This is a genomic window from Comamonas sp. lk (assembly GCF_900564145.1).
Taxonomy (GTDB): Bacteria; Pseudomonadota; Gammaproteobacteria; order Burkholderiales; family Burkholderiaceae_C; genus Comamonas.
Map to the genome: position 1 here is coordinate 610,997 of NZ_UOOB01000002.1, position 17,654 is coordinate 628,650.

Sequence of the window (17,654 nt, forward strand, 5' to 3'; positions counted from 1 at the left end):
CAGGCCGGTTTCAGAGCGACTGGACATCTGCTGCAGCGGCATCGCTGCCGCCGGGCGGAGCAATGTTCTGGTCGATGGCGCCAAAAATGCTCTGGCCGTCCTTGCCCTTCATCTCGATGCGTATGGTGTCGCCAAACTGCATGAACTCGGTCTTGGGCGCGCCATCCTGAATGGTTTCAATGCAGCGCTTTTCGGCAATGCAGCTATAGCCCTTGGGCCACTCCATGCGCTTGTCCTTGCCCTTGCCGGTTTCCACGCCGCGATTGCTCACCGTGCCGCTGCCCACGATGGAGCCGGCACGCACATTGCGGGTCTTGCAGATATGGGCAATCAGCTGACCGAAGTGAAACGTCATGTCCTCGCCCGCATCGCACATGCCGACCTTGCGGCCGTTCCAGGTCGATTGCAGCGTCAGGTGCAGGCGGCCGCCCTTCCAGGCATCGCCCAGTTCGTCCAGCGTGACGGCCACGGGGCTGAAGGCCGTGGCGGGCTTGCTCTGGAAAAAGCCGAAGCCCTTGGACAGCTCGTTGGGAATGAGATTGCGCAGGCTGACATCGTTGACCAGGGTCACCAGGCGTATGCCGTCCAGCGCCTGCTCCGGCGTGCTGCCCATGGGCACGTCGCTGGTGATGACGGCGATTTCGGCCTCGAAATCGATGCCCATGGCTGTGCTGGGCACGATGACCTCGTCGCGCGGGCCTATGAAGTCGTCGCTGCCGCCCTGGTACATCAGCGGGTCGGTGTAGAAATTGGCCGGCACCTCGGCATTGCGCGCCTTGCGCACCAGCTCCACATGGTTGATATAGGCCGAGCCGTCGGCCCATTGGTAGGCCCTGGGCAACGGTGCCATGCAGCGCTGAGGATCAAAGGGAAACGCGTGACGCGCCTTGCCGCTGTTGAGCTCGTGCGAGAGATCCTGCAACTGGGGCGCCAGATAGGCCCAGTCATCGAGCACCTGCTGCATGCGGCTTGCAATGCCCGTCGCATAATGGGCCAGGCTCAGGTCGCGCGAAACCACGACCAGTTGCCCATCACGCGAGCCATCCTTGTAAGTTGCCAGTTTCATTGCCGCTCCTGCCAATCGTAGGGCGCCAAAGCCCTGGCAACATGCCAGTCAGCCCGACAGCAAATTACGATTGGTTAAATTGATTTAACTAAACAAAAACAAATTCTATTGCAATGGACAAGGAACGCGCAGGGATTCAGTCGGTTGAAGTGGGTTTCTCCCTAGTTGAGGCCCTGGCACAAGCCCGCGGCCCGCTCATGCTCAAGGACCTGGCGGCCAATGCCGGCATGAGTGCCGCCAAGGCTCACCGCTATCTGGTCAGCTTTCAACGCGTAGGTCTGGTCACACAGGACGAGCGCAGCCTGCGCTATGACCTGGGGCCTGCGGCGCTCAGGATCGGCCTGGCCTCGCTGAGCCGGCTGGATCCGGTACGGCTGGCCCGGGCCCGCATGCCCTCGCTCATGGAGGAACTCAATCACACGGTGGCGATTGCCGTCTGGGGCAACCACGGCCCCACCATCGTGCATTGGGAAGAATGCGCGCAGTCCGTCACCGCCAATCTGCGCCTGGGCGATGTGATGCCCATGCTGGCCTCGGCCACGGGGCGTTGCTATATGGCCTGGCTGCCGCGCGAGATGACCGCCCCGCTGCTGGAGCCCGAACTGGAGCGCGCCCGCAAGGCCCGTCGCCAGGACCTGCCCCAGACGCTGGAGGCCGTGGACGCCATGCTGGCCGAGGTGCTTCAGCGCGGCACGGCCCGCGTGGTCGATACCGTGCTGCCCGGCATCGTGGCTTTTTGCGTGCCGGTGTTCGATGCTTCGGGCCATATCGTCCTGGGCTTGATGACCTTGGGCTCGCTGGCGACTTTCGATCCCGAATATGGTGGCGCCATAGACACCCCCTTGCAGGCCGCAGCCCGCCAGCTCTCCAGCGATCTGGGCTGGAGCAGTGCGCAGCAGCTGCCGCCAGAGACCTGAAAGCACTTGCACCGGAACCCACCATGGGCAGCCCCTCCAAAGCCCTGATCCCCGTGACCGGCGTGGTCCTGGCGGCCCATGCGGCGCTGCTGTGGAGCTTGCCCGCTGCGGACATCCAACCCCAGGCCAAGGACGATCAGCTGCTGATGCAGACCCGCATGGTGGAGATTGCACCGCCGCCGCCGCCCCCCCCGGCCCCTGCCCCTGAACCGGCCCCCAAACCAACTCCCGCGCCCCGCCCCAAACCAGCGCCCAAAGCAGCTCCTCAGCCCAGAGTGCCCGCCCCGGCGCCTGCACCAGAGCCTGCGGCGCCAGAATCAGAGTCAAATCAGGCCCTAGCCAGCGATACGCAATCGCCGAAAGCTCCTGAAACAGAAGCAAACTCCACGCAGACGGCCTCCGCGCCCGAGCCGCCGGCTCCGCCCCCGCCAGAACCCGAGCCCGCAGAAATCAGCGATGGCGATACCGCCAAGCCCATGCAGATCACGCCGGCCGGCAGTGCCCCGCTGCCACCGGGCACACCCTTGCCCATCGCCCTGCCCGGCGGGGCCACGCTGGAATTCAATGCCTCCGGCCAGGTCAAAGGCTTCAACTACTCGGCAGGAGCCGAGCTGCAATGGCAGCACGACGGCCAGTACTACCAGGCCCGCCAGTCCATCAGCATGTTCTTGCTGGGCGAGCGCGCCCAGACCAGCGAAGGCCTGATCACTCCCAACGGCCTGCAGCCGCTCAACTTCATCGACAAAGGCCGCAAAACCCAGTCCGCCAGCTTTGACCTGCCCACCGGCAAGGCCAGATTCAGCGACGGTACAGCCGATGCCGCCATTGCCGAGGGCGTGCAGGACCGCCTGAGCGTCTTCCTGCAGCTGTCGGCCCTGATGGCGGCCGGGCCCGAACGTTATCCACAGGGTACGGTGATTGACCTGACCACCAGCGGCGCCAGATCCGCCGTTCGCTGGCGCTTCAGGGTGGGCGCCACCGAGGCGCTGGAGCTACCCATAGGCAGCGTCATGGCCCTGCGCCTGGACAAGCTGCCCGGCCAAAACAAAAGCGACCAGCAGGGCGCAATCTGGCTGGCCCCGACCATGCAATATCTGCCAGTGCGCATACGCCTGACCCAGGGCCAGGACGATTTTGTGGACCTGAAACTCAAGAAATACCGTCCGGTGACGCAATGAAAACGCCGAAATAGGCTTTCGTCCACCACGGCGGCTCTCCTACCGCAAAACAGGAGTCGCGGTTTGGCTGCACCGACGCAAAACCGTGGAATACTGTCCTCAAGTGCCCGGGTAGGCGTCTCAGGTCTTGAAACGCAGCACTTCGCCGCCATGTGGGTCATGTCAATGGCAAGCGACACCCATAACTGGAAGTGAAAGGGGGAACACCATGCAAATGCTTTACGACTCCGAATCTTTTGCGGTGCTCCATCTGCGTCCAGACATGGAAGCAGACGCTCCACCCTCGGAAACCACCAGCGGACCTCAGCTGCCGCGCCACGGTTTTGAAATCGTGGACAAGCGCTCGGGCAAGGAGGTCTATCTGGACGGATCCTGGGCCGAAATGTTCCAAAAGCAAATCCTTGCCTGGCAGCAAGACGCGCCCACCGAGGAAGAGGTCGAGGACATTCTGGACACCTATACCGGTCTGGCCCAACAGCCAGTCATCGTGCACTGACAGTGTTGCAACCTCAAAAAAGCCGCTAGCCCTAGCGGCTTTTTTTATGTCCGCTGCGCCTCAGGGTTCAACCAGCGATAAAGCGGCGCCACCAGCAACAGCACCGCAATCAGGCGGCAGACCTGGAACGCCGTCACCACCGGCACGCCCAGCTGCAGCACCTTGGCGGTAATCGCCATCTCGGTAATGCCGCCCGGCGAGGTACCCAGCAGCAGCGTGACCCAGGGCAGACCTGTGGCACCGTGCAGCAGCCAGGCAAAACCGGCGCAAATCAGCATCAGGCCCACGGTACCCACGGCCACCATGCCCAGCCAGCGCGGGGCCGTATGTACAAATTCGCGCCGAAAACGCACCCCCAGGCTGACGCCGATCACCAGCTGGGCCGCATTCATCAGCCACTGCGGCACGGCAGACAGCTCAATCCCCGCCATGGTCAGCCCCATGGAGACCATCAGCGCCCCCAGAAACCAGGGGTTGGCACGCTTGAGCTTGAGCATCACCAGTGCGCCCAGCCCCGTGGCCAGCACCAGCCAGGCCAAGCCCGGCCATTGCACGATGCGAATGCTGGGCAAGCTCAGGCTGGGGTCGCCATGCAGGCCCGCCCATTGCAGGGCAAACGGAATCGTCACCGTGACGATCACCAGGCGCAGACTGTGGCTGGCAGCCACCAGATCGGTGCGCGCATGTTCGCGCTCGGCCAGCAGGGTCATCTCGGACGCCGCGCCAATCGAGCCCGAGAAATACGTGGTGGCGCGCAACTTGGCAGCCGTCATACCCGGCAGCTGCAGCATGGAGGGCGCCTGCACCCGGTATAGCCAGCGACCAAAAGCCCAGCCCAGCAGCAAGGCCCAGACAATGGCCAGCACAATCGCCCACCACAGGCCGACGATCAGCTCCGTCACCGCCGGCGTGAAATACAGACCCAGCGCCGCACCGATCGTCCACTGGCCCAGGTTGCGCAGCCGGGTCGAGCTTTGCGTGGGAGCACCGGCAATCGAGACCAGGGAGACGGAAATCAACGGCCCCAGCATCCAGGGCAAGGGGGTGTGCAGTGCCGTGCACAGCAGCGCTGCCAGCCAGGCCAGCGCCAAAGTGGCGGCCGCTCGGGCCAGAAAAGCGGGGAATGGCAAGACAGACATGCGAACGGGGTACCGGCTAGGCGCGACAATCGGGGCAATTGCCGCAGTATCGCGGCAATTTCGGTGGGCAAAGCCGGTGCGATTTCCTTCATGTACGAAGCCATGCCCCGTCTTTCAAGATAGGACTGGTTGATATGTGGACTTCATGGATTTCCGATGCGAAGGCGCTGCCGCGCCACACCTTGGGCACGCTGGGCGCCCTGGCCTGCGCCGCGCTCGTCACGCTGAGCGGCTGCGCCAGCACGGCCACGCCACCAGCCATGCCGCTGACGGCCCCGGGCCAGTGGCAGCAGACTTTGCAGCAATGGGCGGGCACGCCTCTCATCTTGCTGGGTGAGCAACACGACCAAAGCGCCCACCATGCTTGGGAAGCCGAGACTGTGCGCCATCTGGCAACCCAGGGCCGGCTGGCCACCGTGGTGGTGGAAATGGCCCCTGCCGGCGGCAGCACCCAGGGCCTGCCCGCCAGTGCCAGTGAGGCCGAGGTCAAAGCCGCCCTGCTCTGGGAGCAAGGTGGAGCGCCCGGCGGCTGGCCCTGGCAGGACTACGGCCCTGTGGTCATGAACGCCGTACGCGCTGGCGTGCCCGTGCTGGGCGGCAATCTGCCACGCACGCAAATGAAGCAGGCCATGGCCGAGGCTCGCTATGACAGCCACCTGAGCGCTGCCGGCTGGCAGGAGCAGCTCAATGCCATCAAGGACGGCCACTGCGGGCTGCTGCCCGAATCCCAGTTCGCCCCCATGGCCAGGATTCAGCTGGCGCGCGATGAAAGCATGGCCAAGGTCCTGACCCAGGCCGCGCAGGCGGCCAGCCCGGGCCAGAGCGTGCTGTTGGTGGCAGGACGCGGCCATTCGCGCGCCGACATCGGCGTGCCGACCTGGCTGCCCAAAAACTTCAAGCCAAAAACCGCTATAGCCCGCGCTGAATATACGCAAGCTGCTCTTCATTTTGCAGCCGACTGGTGGCAGGTTCTGCCGGCGACCGCTTCGGAAGATCAATGCGCCAAGCTGCGCGAACAATGGCAAAAGCGAGCCGCGCCAGCAGGCGGCAAGCCCGCTCAGCCATAAGCCAAGAGGCGTCTTCGGACGCCTCTTTGTTTGAGTTGAACACCCGCCCTTTAAATGATGAAGGTCTCATCCACTTCAGGCAGCAGCTCCACCAATGGCTGACCGGCGTGCGTCTTCTCCAGCAGCTGCATGAAGTCGGCCGCTGGCAAGGGCCGGCTGCACAGATAGCCCTGCATGTAGTCGCAGCCTTTTTGCTGCAAAAACTGTAGCTGCTCGCGTGTTTCCACTCCTTCCGCCAGCACTTTCAGGCCCATGGCATGACCCAGGGCAATGACGGAGCTGCTGATGCTCATATCGTCGGTGCTGTGCGGAATATCGCGAATAAAACCCTGGTCGATCTTGAGCAAATCCAGCGGAAAGCGCTTGAGGTGGGCCAGCGAGGAATAGCCGGTACCAAAGTCATCGATTGCCAGGCGCAGACCGAGCTCACGCAGGCGTTTGAGCACGGCCAGCGCCTCTTCGGGCTGGGTGGCCAGCGCGCTTTCGGTGATCTCCAGCTCCAGCTGACTGGCGGGAAAGCCCGTCTCGCGCAGCACCTCGGCCGTGGCCCCCGCGATATCGGTGAGCAGGAACTGGTGCAGCGAGACATTGACGGCAACAATAATGTCCGGCATGCCGGCCTCGCGCCAGCGCTGCCCCTGGCTGCAGGCCTCCCGCAATACCCACAGGCCCAGCGGGCCGATGACGCCCGAACTTTCCGCCACCGGAATAAAGCGCGCCGGCGAGATCAGCCCCTCCTCGGGGTCCAGCCAGCGCACCAGCGCCTCGGCTCCCACCAGGCGGCCTGTGGCCAAGTCTATCTGCGGCTGATAGTACAGGCGCATATGGTCCAGCTCCAACGCCTTGCGCAAGCGCGACTCCAGCGCCAGCCGCTCATGGGCCGCGACCGTCATGTCTTCATGAAAAAAGCACCAGGCACTGGCGCTGCGGTTTTTGGCTCCGTAGACGGCGGCATGTGCGCCTTGCAGCAATTCGCTGCTGGTTTTCGCATGCTCGGGGTACAGGCAGATGCCCACGCTCACGCTCACCACCACCGACAGACCATCGGGTGAAGTCCATGGCTGGGCGGCGGCGGCCATCAGGCGCTCGGCAAGGGCCACGGCCTCCTCTCGGCTGCCCAGACCCTTGGCGATCACCGCCAGTTCGTCGCCCGCCATGCGGCCGATTTCGTCCTCGCTGCCCAGAGCCGCCTGAACCTTGACCGCAATATGCTGCAGCACCTTGTCGCCAATGGAGTGACCGTAGCTGTCGTTCACATCCTTGAAGCGGTCGATATTGAGCAGCATGACCGCCAGCCCCTGGTCCACGTCCTGGGCCTGCTCCACGGCTTCGTCCAGCAGTCTGGTGAACAGGCTGCGGTTGGGCAGGCCGGTCAGCACATCACGGTGTGCCAGAAACTCCAGCTGCTTCTCGCGCGCCTTCTCGGCCGAGATGTCGGTGAACATGCAGACATAGTGCGTCACCGTGCCAGCGTCGTCCTTGACGGCACTCAGAGACATGCGCTCGGGGAAGATTTCCCCATTCTTGCGCTTGTTCCAGACTTCGCCCTGCCAGTGACCCGTGGTGCGCATGCTCTCCCACATCTGCTCGTAAAAGGTCTTGTCGTGGCGGCCGGACTTGAACATACGCGGCGTCTGGCCCAGCATTTCCTCTTCGGTAAAACCCAGCAGACGGGTAAAGGATTTGTTGATCGACAGAATGCGACTGTTTGCATCGGTGACGACCACGCCTTCGCTGGTGTTCTCCACCACGGTCGCAGCCAGACGTTGACGCTCGTCGGCGGCCAGCATCTCGCTCATGTCCTGCAGCACACAGACCAGGGCTACGGGTTTGCCCACCGCTGTATGAACCCGACTGAAGGTGCACAGCACTTGCGTGACCCGGCCTGTGCTTTGGTGAACGCAGCGGCGCTGCATCTGAAAATGCGTCAGATGGCCGTCGACCAACTGCGTGATCAGCCGCTTTGACTCCTGCGCATCGTCGACCTGCACCAACTGACGAAAATCCTGCCCCACCAGGGACTCCACGCTCAGGCCAAGCCAGCTGGCCAGCTTGTCATTGGCCCAGATGATCTCGGCATTTTCCACCTGCACGCGAGTCATGCCAGCCGGTGCGTGGCGCACGATCAGCGCCAGCTCCTGCGCGGTTTCGTTGCGCCGGTGCTCGGCGCGGCGCATGCGCTGCAGCAACCAGACCCCGACCACCGCCGTCGACAACAGCCAGCTGAGGAAAAGCGCAATCTGCCACTTCAGCGAGCGAGAATTGACTGGCGCGTCGAAGTAATCCAGCACACTTGCCTGCGCCCACAGCCACAGCAGCCCCGCGCACATGTAAAGGACGAAAAGTCCCCACAAACTGACACGGCGATACCGCTCTTTGCTCTCCATGTATTTCCTTTGTCCGCAGAGTCACGCGCTTGCTGCGACAATTGTGCGGCTATGACCCAAGCCTATATTCTTACCCTATCCTGCCCCGATCGCCTAGGGCTGGTGCATGCCGTCTCGGGCTTTCTGCTCGAACAAGGCGGCAACATTGAGGAAGCCGCTCAGTACAACGACCCCGCCACAGGCCTGTTTTTCATGCGCGTGCAGTTTGCCTGCGATGACAAGGACGCCTCCGCGCTGAAGGCCGCTATCACGGCTCTGGCTGACCAATATCAAATGCAGTGGAGCCTTCATTCCAAGGCCGAGCGCATGAAGACCGTCATCATGGTCAGCAAGGAAGGCCATTGTCTCAATGATTTGCTGTTCCGCTGGAAATCCGGCCTGCTGCCCATCGAGATTCGTGCCATCGTCAGCAATCACCGCGAGTTCTATCAGCTCGCTGCCAGCTACAACATTCCCTTTCATCACATTCCCGTGACGGCCGGCACCAAGGCCCAGGCCGAAGAGCGCCAGTACGAAATCATTCAGGAAGAAGGCGCAGAGCTGGTGGTTTTGGCCCGCTACATGCAAGTGCTGTCCAACGACCTGTGCACCAAGCTGTCGGGTCGGGCCATCAATATTCACCACAGCTTCCTGCCCAGCTTCAAGGGTGCCAAGCCTTACTACCAGGCCCATGACCGTGGTGTGAAGCTGATCGGAGCCACCGCCCACTATGTGACGGCCGACCTGGACGAAGGCCCCATCATCGAGCAGGACGTGGCCCGCGCCGATCATACCGACACCGTCGAGACGCTGACCGCTCGCGGCCGCGACACCGAAAGCCAGGTGCTGGCCCGTGCCGTGAAATGGCATAGCGAACGCCGCGTGATCCTCAACGGTCACAAGACCGTGGTCTTTCGTTAATGCCTGTGGGTCATAGGCCAACCGTGATGCCAATGGTGACGTACTGCACAATCCGCACATGGGGATAACCGTCACCAACACCGTCACCGGTAGCGCCGCGGCCATGAACAGCAGCGGTGCACGGCGTATCCCGCCCATACAGTGCCTACTCACTTTTGAAGCCCTGGCCCGCCTGCGCTCCGTCACGCAGACGGCGGAAGAGCTGTGCGTCACCCCCAGTGCCGTCAGCCACCGCGTCAAGCAGCTGGAACAGATTCTCGGCACGCGCCTTTTTGGCCGTGCCGATTTTTCTTTGACCACTGACGGCAGCGCCTACCTGGCCCATGTGCGCGAAGGCCTGGGCGCGTTGCAACGCTTTCCCGGCGCCTCGGCCGCACCGGGCAGAAGACGGCTCAAGCTGGCCGTCACGCCCACGTTTGCACGCGTCATCCTGATTCCACGCCTGCGCCAGTTCACCGATACCTATCCCGAAATCGATATTGCGTTGCAGGTATCCATCCCGCTGCTCGATGTGATTGCCGAAGATGCCGACCTGATGGTGCGCTATGGCGCCGGCCACTACGCCGATGTGGAGCATATCGAGCTGGCACGCGACGTGGTTACCCCGTTGGCATCGCCCGCCTTCATCCGCGAATACGGTCCCTTCGAGTGCCCCGAAGATCTGGAAGGCCTGCCGCTGCTGCGCAGCCCGCTGGAGCCCTGGCGCACCTGGTTTGCCGCCACTGGTCTGCAGATGGCCGAGCCCAATGAAGGCTCCCAGTTCAACGACATCGGCCTGATGTGCGACGCCGCCGCTGCCAGCATGGGCGTGGCCCTGGTACGCCACAAGCTGGGCGCGCCCTGGATGGAAAACGGCACACTGGTGCGTCTGTTCGATGTGGATGCCCCCAGCCCCCATGCCCACTATCTGTGCTGGGAAACCGGCACCATGGACCGCTGGGAATGCGCGGCCTTTGCCGAATGGCTGCGCAAGGCCATGGGCTGACAGCCATCAAGTGCTTGCGCCATACCCAGGTCAAAACAGCCTAACGTCTCCCCCTGCCGACACTGCAGCACTTTTACTCTTCTCCCCCTGTTGCAAGCCATCCACCATGGACTGACAACACAAAGACAGGAGACATATGCGCAGCACACTGCCCGGCGTTTGGCTGATCGCCGCCATTGCAGCCACCGGTTTGTCGGCACAGGCCCAGGAAAATCACCTGACGATAGCGGCCAGCCTGCCGCTGTCCGGAGCCCAGGCTGAAGCCGGCAAGGAAGGGCAGGCCATCATGCAGGCCCAGATCGAGGCACTCAACCGTCAGGGCGGCCTGGGCGGACGGGCGCTGACGCTCAAGATCCTGGACGACGGCTACGATCCCCAGCGCGCTGCCAGCAACGCGCGCCAGCTGATTCATGAAGGCGCGGTGGCCCTGCTCAACTGCTGGGGCACGGCCAGTTGCAGCGCCATCCAAGCCGAGCTGCAGCAAGGTCAGACGCCTCTGGTGGGAGTCATAGCCGGAGCCGGCAGCATGCGCCAGCAGCCGGGCCGCTATGCCTATCCCTTGCGCGCCAGCGCCCAGGCTGAAATCGCCGCCATGCTGCAGCAGATGCAGACTCTGGGCCAACAGCAGATTGCCATCGTTCATCAGAATGACGGCTTTGGCAAAGACAGCCTGCAGATCGCACTTTCGGCGCTGGCCGGCGCAGGGCACAAACCGCTGGCAACGCTGGCCATAGAGGCCTCGGGCAGCAATGCGCCCGAGCTTGCCAAGCAGCTGGCGGCCCTGCCCGGCTTGCAAGCCGTCATCGTGCTGGCCGGCGCTCCGGCCACCATAGGTCTGATCACCAGGGCGCGGCAAGCCCAGGTCGGCACCCAGTTCTACAACCTGGCGGCCCAGGCCAGCCGTGCCGTGGTGCAGGGGCTGGGAGCGCATACCCGCGGCACGGTGTTCACCACGCTGGTGCCAAGCCCCTGGAAAAGCGCAGTCCCCGCCGTCAAGGACTATCAGCAGCTGCTGACCCAAAGCGGCATGCCGCCCGCCTCTTATCTGGGCCTGGAAGTTTTTCTCAACACCCGAACTCTGCTGGAGGCCATGCGCAAGGCCGGCCCTGCAGCCAGCCGCATAGGGCTGATGGCAGCACTGGATGCCATGGGAGAAATCCGCTATGGAGCGATGAGCCTGCGCTTTGCCATGCCGCGCGCTGGCTCCAGCTATGTAGGCCTGGCCGTGATTGACGCAGGAGGACATTTCAGAGAATAACTGGCTCTAGCCCAATAAGAAAAAGCGCTTGAAGCTATTATTTTTTGAAGCATAGCAAGGCTGGCGACTTCCAAGCCCGCAGCGCATTTCAAGCAGGCTTGCAATAAAGCTCACACCGCGCTGGCAGCACATCCCCTACAGTGATGCACATGACGCCTGCCAGCACTTTCACCGACCTTGTTGCCGCCTCCAGCAAAGCGGCCAACGCCGCACATCGCCAACCAGCGCTCTCCGAGCGAGCCAAGCGCCAGGCCGAGGTGCTGGCCGCGCTGCGCCCCCATGTGCCGGCCCACGCCCTGCTCTACCAGAGCGAAGACACCACGCCTTATGAGTGCGACGGGCTCACGGCCTACCGCCAGCGCCCGCTGCTGGTCTGCCTGCCTGAGACTTATGCACAGGTGCAAGCCGTGCTCAAGGCCTGCCATGCCGTGCAAGTGCCCGTGATTGCGCGCGGCGCGGGCACGGGTCTGTCGGGCGGAGCCATGCCCCATCCCATGGGCGTGACGCTGTCGCTGGCCAAGTTCAACAAAATCCTGAACGTGGACGCCTACAGCCGCACGGCCCTGGTGCAGTGCGGCGTGCGCAACCTGGCTATCAGCGAGGCCGCCGCCCCCTACGGCCTGTACTACGCCCCCGACCCCAGCAGCCAGATTGCCTGCACCATAGGCGGCAATGTGGCCGAGAATTCGGGCGGCGTGCACTGCCTCAAATACGGTCTGACCGTGCACAACGTGCTGAAAGTCAAGGGCTTCACCATCGAAGGCGAGCCGGTTGAATTCGGCTCCGAGGCTCTCGACACCCCCGGCTTTGATTTGCTGGCCGCCATGATCGGTAGCGAAGGCATGCTGGCCGTGGTCACCGAAGTCACCGTCAAGCTCATCCCCAAGCCCCAGTTGGCGCGCTGCATCATGGCCAGCTTTGACGATGTGCGCAAAGCCGGCGCGGCCGTGGCCGCCGTGATCGCGGCCGGCATCATCCCCGCAGGGCTGGAAATGATGGACAAGCCCATGACGGCTGCCGTGGAAGATTTTGTGCGCGCCGGTTACGACCTCACGGCCGAGGCGATTCTCTTGTGCGAGTCCGACGGCACGCCCGAGGAAGTAGAAGAAGAAATCGCCCGCATGAGCGAGGTGCTGCGCAGCGCCGGTGCCACCGCCATCACGGTGAGCGAGAGCGAGGAAGAGCGCCTGCGTTTCTGGAGCGGGCGCAAGAACGCCTTCCCGGCCAGCGGCCGCATCAGCCCCGACTATATGTGCATGGATTCCACCATTCCGCGCAAGCGTCTGGCCGACATTCTGCTGGCGATTCAGGAGATGGAGAAAAAATACCAGCTGCGCTGCGCCAACGTGTTTCACGCCGGCGACGGCAATCTGCACCCGCTGATCCTGTTTGATGCCAACAACCCCGACGAGCTGCACCGCTGCGAACTGTTCGGTGCCGACATTCTGGAAACCAGCGTGGCCATGGGCGGCACGGTGACCGGCGAGCACGGTGTGGGCGTGGAAAAGCTCAACAGCATGTGCACCCAGTTCAGCACCGAGGAGAACCAGCAGATGTTCGCCCTCAAGGCGGCTTTCGATCCACTCTCGCTGCTCAACCCCGGCAAGGTGATCCCCACGCTGAACCGCTGCGCCGAATACGGCAAGATGCTGGTGCGCGGCGGCCAGATCAGCCACCCCGATCTGCCACGCTTTTGACGCGCTGATTTACGCTGTCTGCTGAAGTTTCTGGCCCCGCGCCAGAAACTGCGCGTATTCGGCTTCGGGCACAAACAGCCCGCCCGTAGTCCAGACGATATGCGTGGCCTGGGCCATCTGCTCCAGCAACTGGTGGCGCTGCAGATAGTCCCGCCCTGCCTCGCTGTTGAGCAAAGCCTGCGGCCCGCTGAAGCCTGCCGCCGCCGATGGCTCTATGCGCATGCCCTGTGTGCTCTCAAGCAGGTAGAGATGACGAAACAGCGTTGCATCTTCCACCGTGAACACGCCACCCAGAAAGCCACGCACCACATCGGCCGCCAGTTGCGAGGCGCTGGGCACGGCTAAGCCGTCGGCCTCGGTGTGGTTGTCCATGCCCAGCTCGTAAACCGAGGGGTGCGGGCCCAGCCCCGGCAGCGCGGATTCGCCGGCCAGCATCTCCACCATAAAGCACGGCGAGCGCACCGGCTCGGCAAAGAAGCAGTGAACATGCTCGCCAAAAATCTGCTGCAGGCCCAGTGCCACACCGCCGGGTGCGCCGCCCACACCGCAGGGAATATAGACAAACAACGGATGCTCGGCATCCACCACGCAAGCCGCTTGGCCCAGCTGCTGCGCCAGATGCGGAGCCGCTGCCGCATAGCCCAACAGCAGAGACAGCGAGTGCTCGTCATCCACAAAGTGGCAAAACGGATCTTGCTCGGCCAGCTTGCGGCCGGCGGCCACGGCCTGGGCATAGTCGCCCGCGTGCTCCACCACCTCCACGCCGCGCAAGCGCAGGCGCTGCTTTTTCCATTCCTTGGCATCGGCCGACATATGCACGGCAGCCTTGAAGCCCAGAGCCGAGGCCATCACCCCAATCGACAGGCCCAAATTGCCGGTGGAACCCACCGCCACCTGGTGCCGGGCAAAAACCGCCCTTGCCTGGTCCGAAGCCAGCTGCAGATAGTCGCCGTCCTTCAACAGACCATGCTGCAGGGCAATTTGCTCGGCGTACTCCAGCACCTCGTGCACGCCGCCCCTGGCCTTGATGGAACCGGCCACGGGCAGCCCATGGTCGGCCTTTACCCAGCACTGCCCCAGCTCTGGCGACAGGCCTAGCGCAGCCTGCATCTGCGGCACGGCCACCAGCGGCGATTCGATACGCCCGCCACTGGCCTGCAGCTCAGGGAACAACTGAGCCAGCAGGGGAGCAAAGCGCTCGAAGCGCTGCACGGCCTGCTGCACCTGCTCGACGCTGACATGGTGTGTGGACTGCGTCTGCCCGCCACGCCCCGCCCAGAGCGTGGGCCGGGCCTGGCGCAGGTCTTCAACAATGTCCGGCAGCAGTGGATAGGCAGAAGTCATGGCAGGCATCCGTTAAACAGGCCTGCCATGTTAAAGCCTGCTGACGGTCTGACTTCAGGGCCTCTGGCGATAGCCAAGCCAGTACAGCAGGGGCAGCACCAGCAGCGTCAGCACCGTGGACGACAAAATGCCCCCAATCACCACCGTGGCCAGAGGGCGCTGCACCTCGGCCCCGGTGCCCGTGGCAATCGCCATGGGTACAAAGCCCAGCGAGGCCACCAGCGCCGTCATCAGCACGGGGCGCAAGCGGGTCAGCGCACCTTCGGTCACGGCCTGCTCCAGGCCAATGCCCTGCTCGCGCAGCGAGCGGATATAGGAAATCATCACCAGACCGTTGAGCACGGCCACGCCGCACAGCGCAATAAAGCCAATGGCTGCCGAGATGGACAGCGGAATGCCCCGCAGCCATAGCGCCACAATCCCGCCCGTCAAGGCGAACGGAATGCCGGTAAAGACAATCAGCCCGTCCTTGATGTTGCCGAACATGGCAAACAGCAGCGTGAGCACCAGGGCCAGTGCCACCGGTACGACGATTTGCAGGCGCTTGCGGGCCGACTCCAGGTTCTCGAAGGTACCGCCCCAGCGCGTCCAATAGCCAGCGGGCAGGCTCAGGCCTTCCAGCTCTTTTTGCGCCTGCGCCACAAACGAGCCCATGTCGCGCCCGCGTACATTGGCGCTGACGACGATGCGGCGCTTGCCATCCTCGCGGCTGACCTGATTCGGGCCGGGTGCCAGCGCCATCGTGGCAATCGACGACAGCGGCACAAAGCCCAGGCGTCCGTCGACGCCGCGCGGCAGGGCAATCGGCAGACGGCCTATGGACTCCATGTCGTTGCGAATCGCTTCGGGCAGGCGCACCTGAATCTCGAAGCGCCGGTCGCCCTCAAACACCGTGCCCGCCTGGCTCCCGCCCAAAGCCGTGCCAATGGCGTCCTGCACATCGCCCATGTTCAGCCCGTAGCGCGACGCCTTCTCGCGGTCTATCTGTATGGTGAGCATGGGCAGGCCCGTGGTCTGCTCCACCTTGACTTCCGAAGCCCCGGCAATGTTTTGCAGCATGGCCGCCACGCTTTGTGCCGATTTTTCCAGCACCTGCATGTCGTCGCCAAAAATCTTGATCGCCACATCGCTGCGCACGCCCGAAATCAGCTCGTTGAAACGCAGCTGGATCGGTTGCGAGAACTCGTAGTTGCTGCCCGGAATCTTTTCCACTACCGCCTGCACCGCAGTCAGAAGATCGTCGCGCGAGCGGGCCGGATCAGGCCATTGATCGCGGGGCTTGAGCATGATGTAGCCGTCCGAGATATTGGGCGGCATGGGGTCGGAGGCAATCTCGGCCGTGCCCGTGCGTGCGAACACGCGCTCGATCTCGGGGAACTGCGCCTTCAGCGCCCGCTCCAGCTGCATCTGCATCTCCAGCGACTGGGTGAGGCTGGTTCCGGGAATGCGCAGCGCCTGAATCGCAAAGTCCCCCTCATTGAGATTGGGCGCAAATTCACTGCCCATGCGCGTGGCCAGCAACAGGCTCAACGCCACCACCACGCCGGCGGCAGTCAGCACCACGGCAGGCGCCCGCATGACCTTGGCCAGCACCGGCGCATAAGCGCGGCGCGCCAAACCCATCAGGCGGTTCTCCTTCTCGCCCACCTTGCCGCCCATGAAGAGCGCAATCGCGGCGGGGATGAAGGTGATGGACAGCAGCATGGCCCCCAACAGCGCAATCACCACCGTCAGCGCCATGGGGTGGAACATCTTGCCTTCCACACCGGTCAGCGCAAAGATGGGCAGGTAGACCACCATGATGATGAGCTGCCCGAACAGCAGCGGGCGGCGTGCCTCCTTGGCTGCGGCAAACACCTCATCAAAGCGCTCCTTGCGCGTTAGGGCGCGGCCCATGCTCGCCTGCGCATGGGCCAGTCGGCGCACGCAGTTCTCCACAATCACTACCGCACCGTCGATGATGATGCCGAAATCCAGCGCCCCCAGACTCATGAGATTGGCGCTGACGCGAAACTGCACCATGCCGGTGAAGGTGAACAGCATGGACAGGGGAATGATCATCGCCGTGATCAACGCCGCCCGCAGGTTGCCCAGGAACAGAAACAGGATGACGATGACCAGGGCCGCGCCTTCCAGCAGGTTTTTCTTGACGGTGGCAATGGCTTTGTCCACCAGATTCGTTCGGTCGTAAACCGTCACCGCCTTCACGCCGGGCGGCAGGCTTTTGTTGATCTGCTGCATGCGCGCATCCACTGCCTGCGACACGGCGCGGCTGTTCTCGCCAATCAGCATGAAGACAGTTCCCAGCACCACCTCGCGGCCGTTGTCGGTGGCGGCGCCCGTGCGCAGCTCGCGGCCCAGGCCCACATCGGCCAGATCACGCACCCGTATGGGTTCGCCTCGCGCCGTGCCCACAATCACTTCACGAATATCGGCCATGCCGTGCACCTGGCCCGGGGCGCGAATCAGATACTGCTCGCCCTGGCGCTCTATATAGCCGGCGCCCACATTGGTGTTGTTGCGTTCCAGCGCCGTGACGATATCGCTCAGCGTAAAACCATAGGCGGCCAGTTTCTCGGGCCGCGGCGCCACCAGATATTCCTTGGCAAAACCGCCAATGGAATTGATCTCGGTCACTCCGGCCACGTTGCGTAGCTGGGGCTTGATGACCCAGTCCTGAATCTCGCGCAAATCCATGGGCGTATAGGGCGAGCCATCGGCCTTGGTCGCGCCGTCTTCGGCCTCCACGGTCCACAGATAGATCTCTCCCAGGCCGGTGGAAATCGGCCCCAGCGTGGGCGTGACACCGGCGGGCAGGGCATCGCGCGCCTGCTGCATGCGCTCGTTGACCAGCTGGCGGGCAAAGTAGATGTCCGTGCCGTCCTTGAACACCACCGTCACCTGAGACAGGCCGTAGCGCGACAGCGAACGGGTCTGCTCCAGATTCGGCAGGCCGGCCATCAGCGTCTCCACCGGAAAGGTCACGCGCTGCTCGGTCTCCAGCGGCGAATATCCGGGCGCCGAGGTATTGATCTGCACCTGGACATTGGTGATGTCGGGCACGGCGTCGATCGGCAGACGCTGGTAGTTGTAGATGCCAAGGCCTATCAGAGCCAGGGTGGCCAGCATGACAAACCAGCGCTGGGCAATGGCTATGCGGATGATGCGCTCAAACATTCAAACTCCAAAACATGATCCGAGGCCTTTGCTCATGCGTGGC

At 63.5% G+C, this 17,654-nt stretch carries 13 protein-coding genes; 8 read left to right on the forward strand and 5 right to left on the reverse strand.

The window, feature by feature from the left end; translation table 11 throughout:
- Nucleotides 1-10: 10 nt before the first annotated feature.
- Nucleotides 11-1,066: a fumarylacetoacetate hydrolase family protein gene (locus EAO39_RS21580; protein ID WP_120971720.1), complete on the reverse strand. Its 1,056-nt coding sequence runs from the start codon at nucleotides 1,064-1,066 to the stop codon at nucleotides 11-13.
- A 113-nt stretch (nucleotides 1,067-1,179) separates the two neighbouring features.
- Between EAO39_RS21580 and EAO39_RS21585 the strand changes: the two genes are divergently transcribed.
- The 3 genes from EAO39_RS21585 (at nucleotide 1,180) to EAO39_RS21595 (ending at nucleotide 3,657) form a co-directional block, all read left to right on the forward strand.
- The gene (locus EAO39_RS21585) at nucleotides 1,180-1,983 is read left to right on the forward strand and encodes an IclR family transcriptional regulator (RefSeq protein ID WP_120971721.1); all 804 of its coding nucleotides are present in this window, start codon (nucleotides 1,180-1,182) and stop codon (nucleotides 1,981-1,983) included.
- A 23-nt stretch (nucleotides 1,984-2,006) separates the two neighbouring features.
- The gene (locus EAO39_RS21590) at nucleotides 2,007-3,161 is read left to right on the forward strand and encodes a DUF3108 domain-containing protein (RefSeq protein WP_120971722.1); all 1,155 of its coding nucleotides are present in this window, start codon (nucleotides 2,007-2,009) and stop codon (nucleotides 3,159-3,161) included.
- A 208-nt stretch (nucleotides 3,162-3,369) separates the two neighbouring features.
- Nucleotides 3,370-3,657, forward strand: coding sequence for a DUF3567 domain-containing protein (locus tag EAO39_RS21595; protein WP_120971723.1), 288 nt, complete (start codon nucleotides 3,370-3,372; stop codon nucleotides 3,655-3,657).
- 44 nt (nucleotides 3,658-3,701) lie between these two features.
- On the opposite strand, the gene EAO39_RS21600 is transcribed toward EAO39_RS21595, so the two are convergent.
- Nucleotides 3,702-4,796: an AbrB family transcriptional regulator gene (locus tag EAO39_RS21600; RefSeq protein WP_120971724.1), complete on the reverse strand. Its 1,095-nt coding sequence runs from the start codon at nucleotides 4,794-4,796 to the stop codon at nucleotides 3,702-3,704.
- 134 nt (nucleotides 4,797-4,930) lie between these two features.
- Here EAO39_RS21600 and EAO39_RS21605 point away from each other — a divergent pair, with 134 nt between their 5' ends.
- Nucleotides 4,931-5,863, forward strand: a complete 933-nt coding sequence (locus tag EAO39_RS21605) for a ChaN family lipoprotein (protein ID WP_120971725.1) — start codon at nucleotides 4,931-4,933, stop codon at nucleotides 5,861-5,863.
- A 50-nt stretch (nucleotides 5,864-5,913) separates the two neighbouring features.
- Here the strand turns inward: EAO39_RS21605 and EAO39_RS21610 are convergent, their stop codons facing one another.
- Complete coding sequence (locus EAO39_RS21610; RefSeq protein WP_120971726.1) at nucleotides 5,914-8,250, reverse strand: GGDEF and EAL domain-containing protein; 2,337 nt, start codon at nucleotides 8,248-8,250, stop codon at nucleotides 5,914-5,916.
- Nucleotides 8,251-8,301: 51 nt separating this feature from the next.
- Here EAO39_RS21610 and purU point away from each other — a divergent pair, with 51 nt between their 5' ends.
- From purU to EAO39_RS21630, 4 genes are all read left to right on the forward strand, one after another.
- Nucleotides 8,302-9,150 carry a formyltetrahydrofolate deformylase gene (purU, locus tag EAO39_RS21615; protein WP_120971727.1) on the forward strand — a complete coding sequence of 283 codons (849 nt, stop codon included), beginning with the start codon at nucleotides 8,302-8,304 and terminating at the stop codon, nucleotides 9,148-9,150.
- A gap of 58 nt (nucleotides 9,151-9,208) precedes the next feature.
- Nucleotides 9,209-10,135: a LysR substrate-binding domain-containing protein gene (locus EAO39_RS21620; protein ID WP_120971728.1), complete on the forward strand. Its 927-nt coding sequence runs from the start codon at nucleotides 9,209-9,211 to the stop codon at nucleotides 10,133-10,135.
- 136 nt (nucleotides 10,136-10,271) lie between these two features.
- Nucleotides 10,272-11,393, forward strand: a complete 1,122-nt coding sequence (locus tag EAO39_RS21625; protein ID WP_120971729.1) for an ABC transporter substrate-binding protein — start codon at nucleotides 10,272-10,274, stop codon at nucleotides 11,391-11,393.
- Nucleotides 11,394-11,542: 149 nt separating this feature from the next.
- Nucleotides 11,543-13,090 (forward strand): FAD-linked oxidase C-terminal domain-containing protein, encoded by a 1,548-nt coding sequence (locus tag EAO39_RS21630; protein ID WP_120971927.1) that lies wholly within the window; start codon nucleotides 11,543-11,545, stop codon nucleotides 13,088-13,090.
- Nucleotides 13,091-13,099: 9 nt separating this feature from the next.
- Here the strand turns inward: EAO39_RS21630 and EAO39_RS21635 are convergent, their stop codons facing one another.
- Complete coding sequence (locus EAO39_RS21635; protein ID WP_120971730.1) at nucleotides 13,100-14,443, reverse strand: D-serine ammonia-lyase; 1,344 nt, start codon at nucleotides 14,441-14,443, stop codon at nucleotides 13,100-13,102.
- A 45-nt stretch (nucleotides 14,444-14,488) separates the two neighbouring features.
- Entirely contained in the window at nucleotides 14,489-17,611 is a 3,123-nt protein-coding gene (locus tag EAO39_RS21640; RefSeq protein ID WP_120971731.1) for a CusA/CzcA family heavy metal efflux RND transporter, read from the reverse strand.
- Between the last annotated feature and the right edge of the window lie 43 nt (nucleotides 17,612-17,654).

What these genes read in the sequence shown, in the direction of transcription:
- EAO39_RS21580 (WP_120971720.1), bottom strand. Translation starts at nt 1,066, where the DNA reads ATGAAACTGGCAACTTACAAGGATGGCTCGCGTGATGGGCAACTGGTC.
- EAO39_RS21585 (WP_120971721.1), top strand. Translation starts at nt 1,180, where the DNA reads ATGGACAAGGAACGCGCAGGGATTCAGTCGGTTGAAGTGGGTTTCTCC.
- EAO39_RS21590 (WP_120971722.1), top strand. Translation starts at nt 2,007, where the DNA reads ATGGGCAGCCCCTCCAAAGCCCTGATCCCCGTGACCGGCGTGGTCCTG.
- EAO39_RS21595 (WP_120971723.1), top strand. Translation starts at nt 3,370, where the DNA reads ATGCAAATGCTTTACGACTCCGAATCTTTTGCGGTGCTCCATCTGCGT.
- EAO39_RS21600 (WP_120971724.1), bottom strand. Translation starts at nt 4,796, where the DNA reads ATGTCTGTCTTGCCATTCCCCGCTTTTCTGGCCCGAGCGGCCGCCACT.
- EAO39_RS21605 (WP_120971725.1), top strand. Translation starts at nt 4,931, where the DNA reads ATGTGGACTTCATGGATTTCCGATGCGAAGGCGCTGCCGCGCCACACC.
- EAO39_RS21610 (WP_120971726.1), bottom strand. Translation starts at nt 8,250, where the DNA reads ATGGAGAGCAAAGAGCGGTATCGCCGTGTCAGTTTGTGGGGACTTTTC.
- purU (WP_120971727.1), top strand. Translation starts at nt 8,302, where the DNA reads ATGACCCAAGCCTATATTCTTACCCTATCCTGCCCCGATCGCCTAGGG.
- EAO39_RS21620 (WP_120971728.1), top strand. Translation starts at nt 9,209, where the DNA reads ATGGGGATAACCGTCACCAACACCGTCACCGGTAGCGCCGCGGCCATG.
- EAO39_RS21625 (WP_120971729.1), top strand. Translation starts at nt 10,272, where the DNA reads ATGCGCAGCACACTGCCCGGCGTTTGGCTGATCGCCGCCATTGCAGCC.
- EAO39_RS21630 (WP_120971927.1), top strand. Translation starts at nt 11,543, where the DNA reads ATGACGCCTGCCAGCACTTTCACCGACCTTGTTGCCGCCTCCAGCAAA.
- EAO39_RS21635 (WP_120971730.1), bottom strand. Translation starts at nt 14,443, where the DNA reads ATGCCTGCCATGACTTCTGCCTATCCACTGCTGCCGGACATTGTTGAA.
- EAO39_RS21640 (WP_120971731.1), bottom strand. Translation starts at nt 17,611, where the DNA reads ATGTTTGAGCGCATCATCCGCATAGCCATTGCCCAGCGCTGGTTTGTC.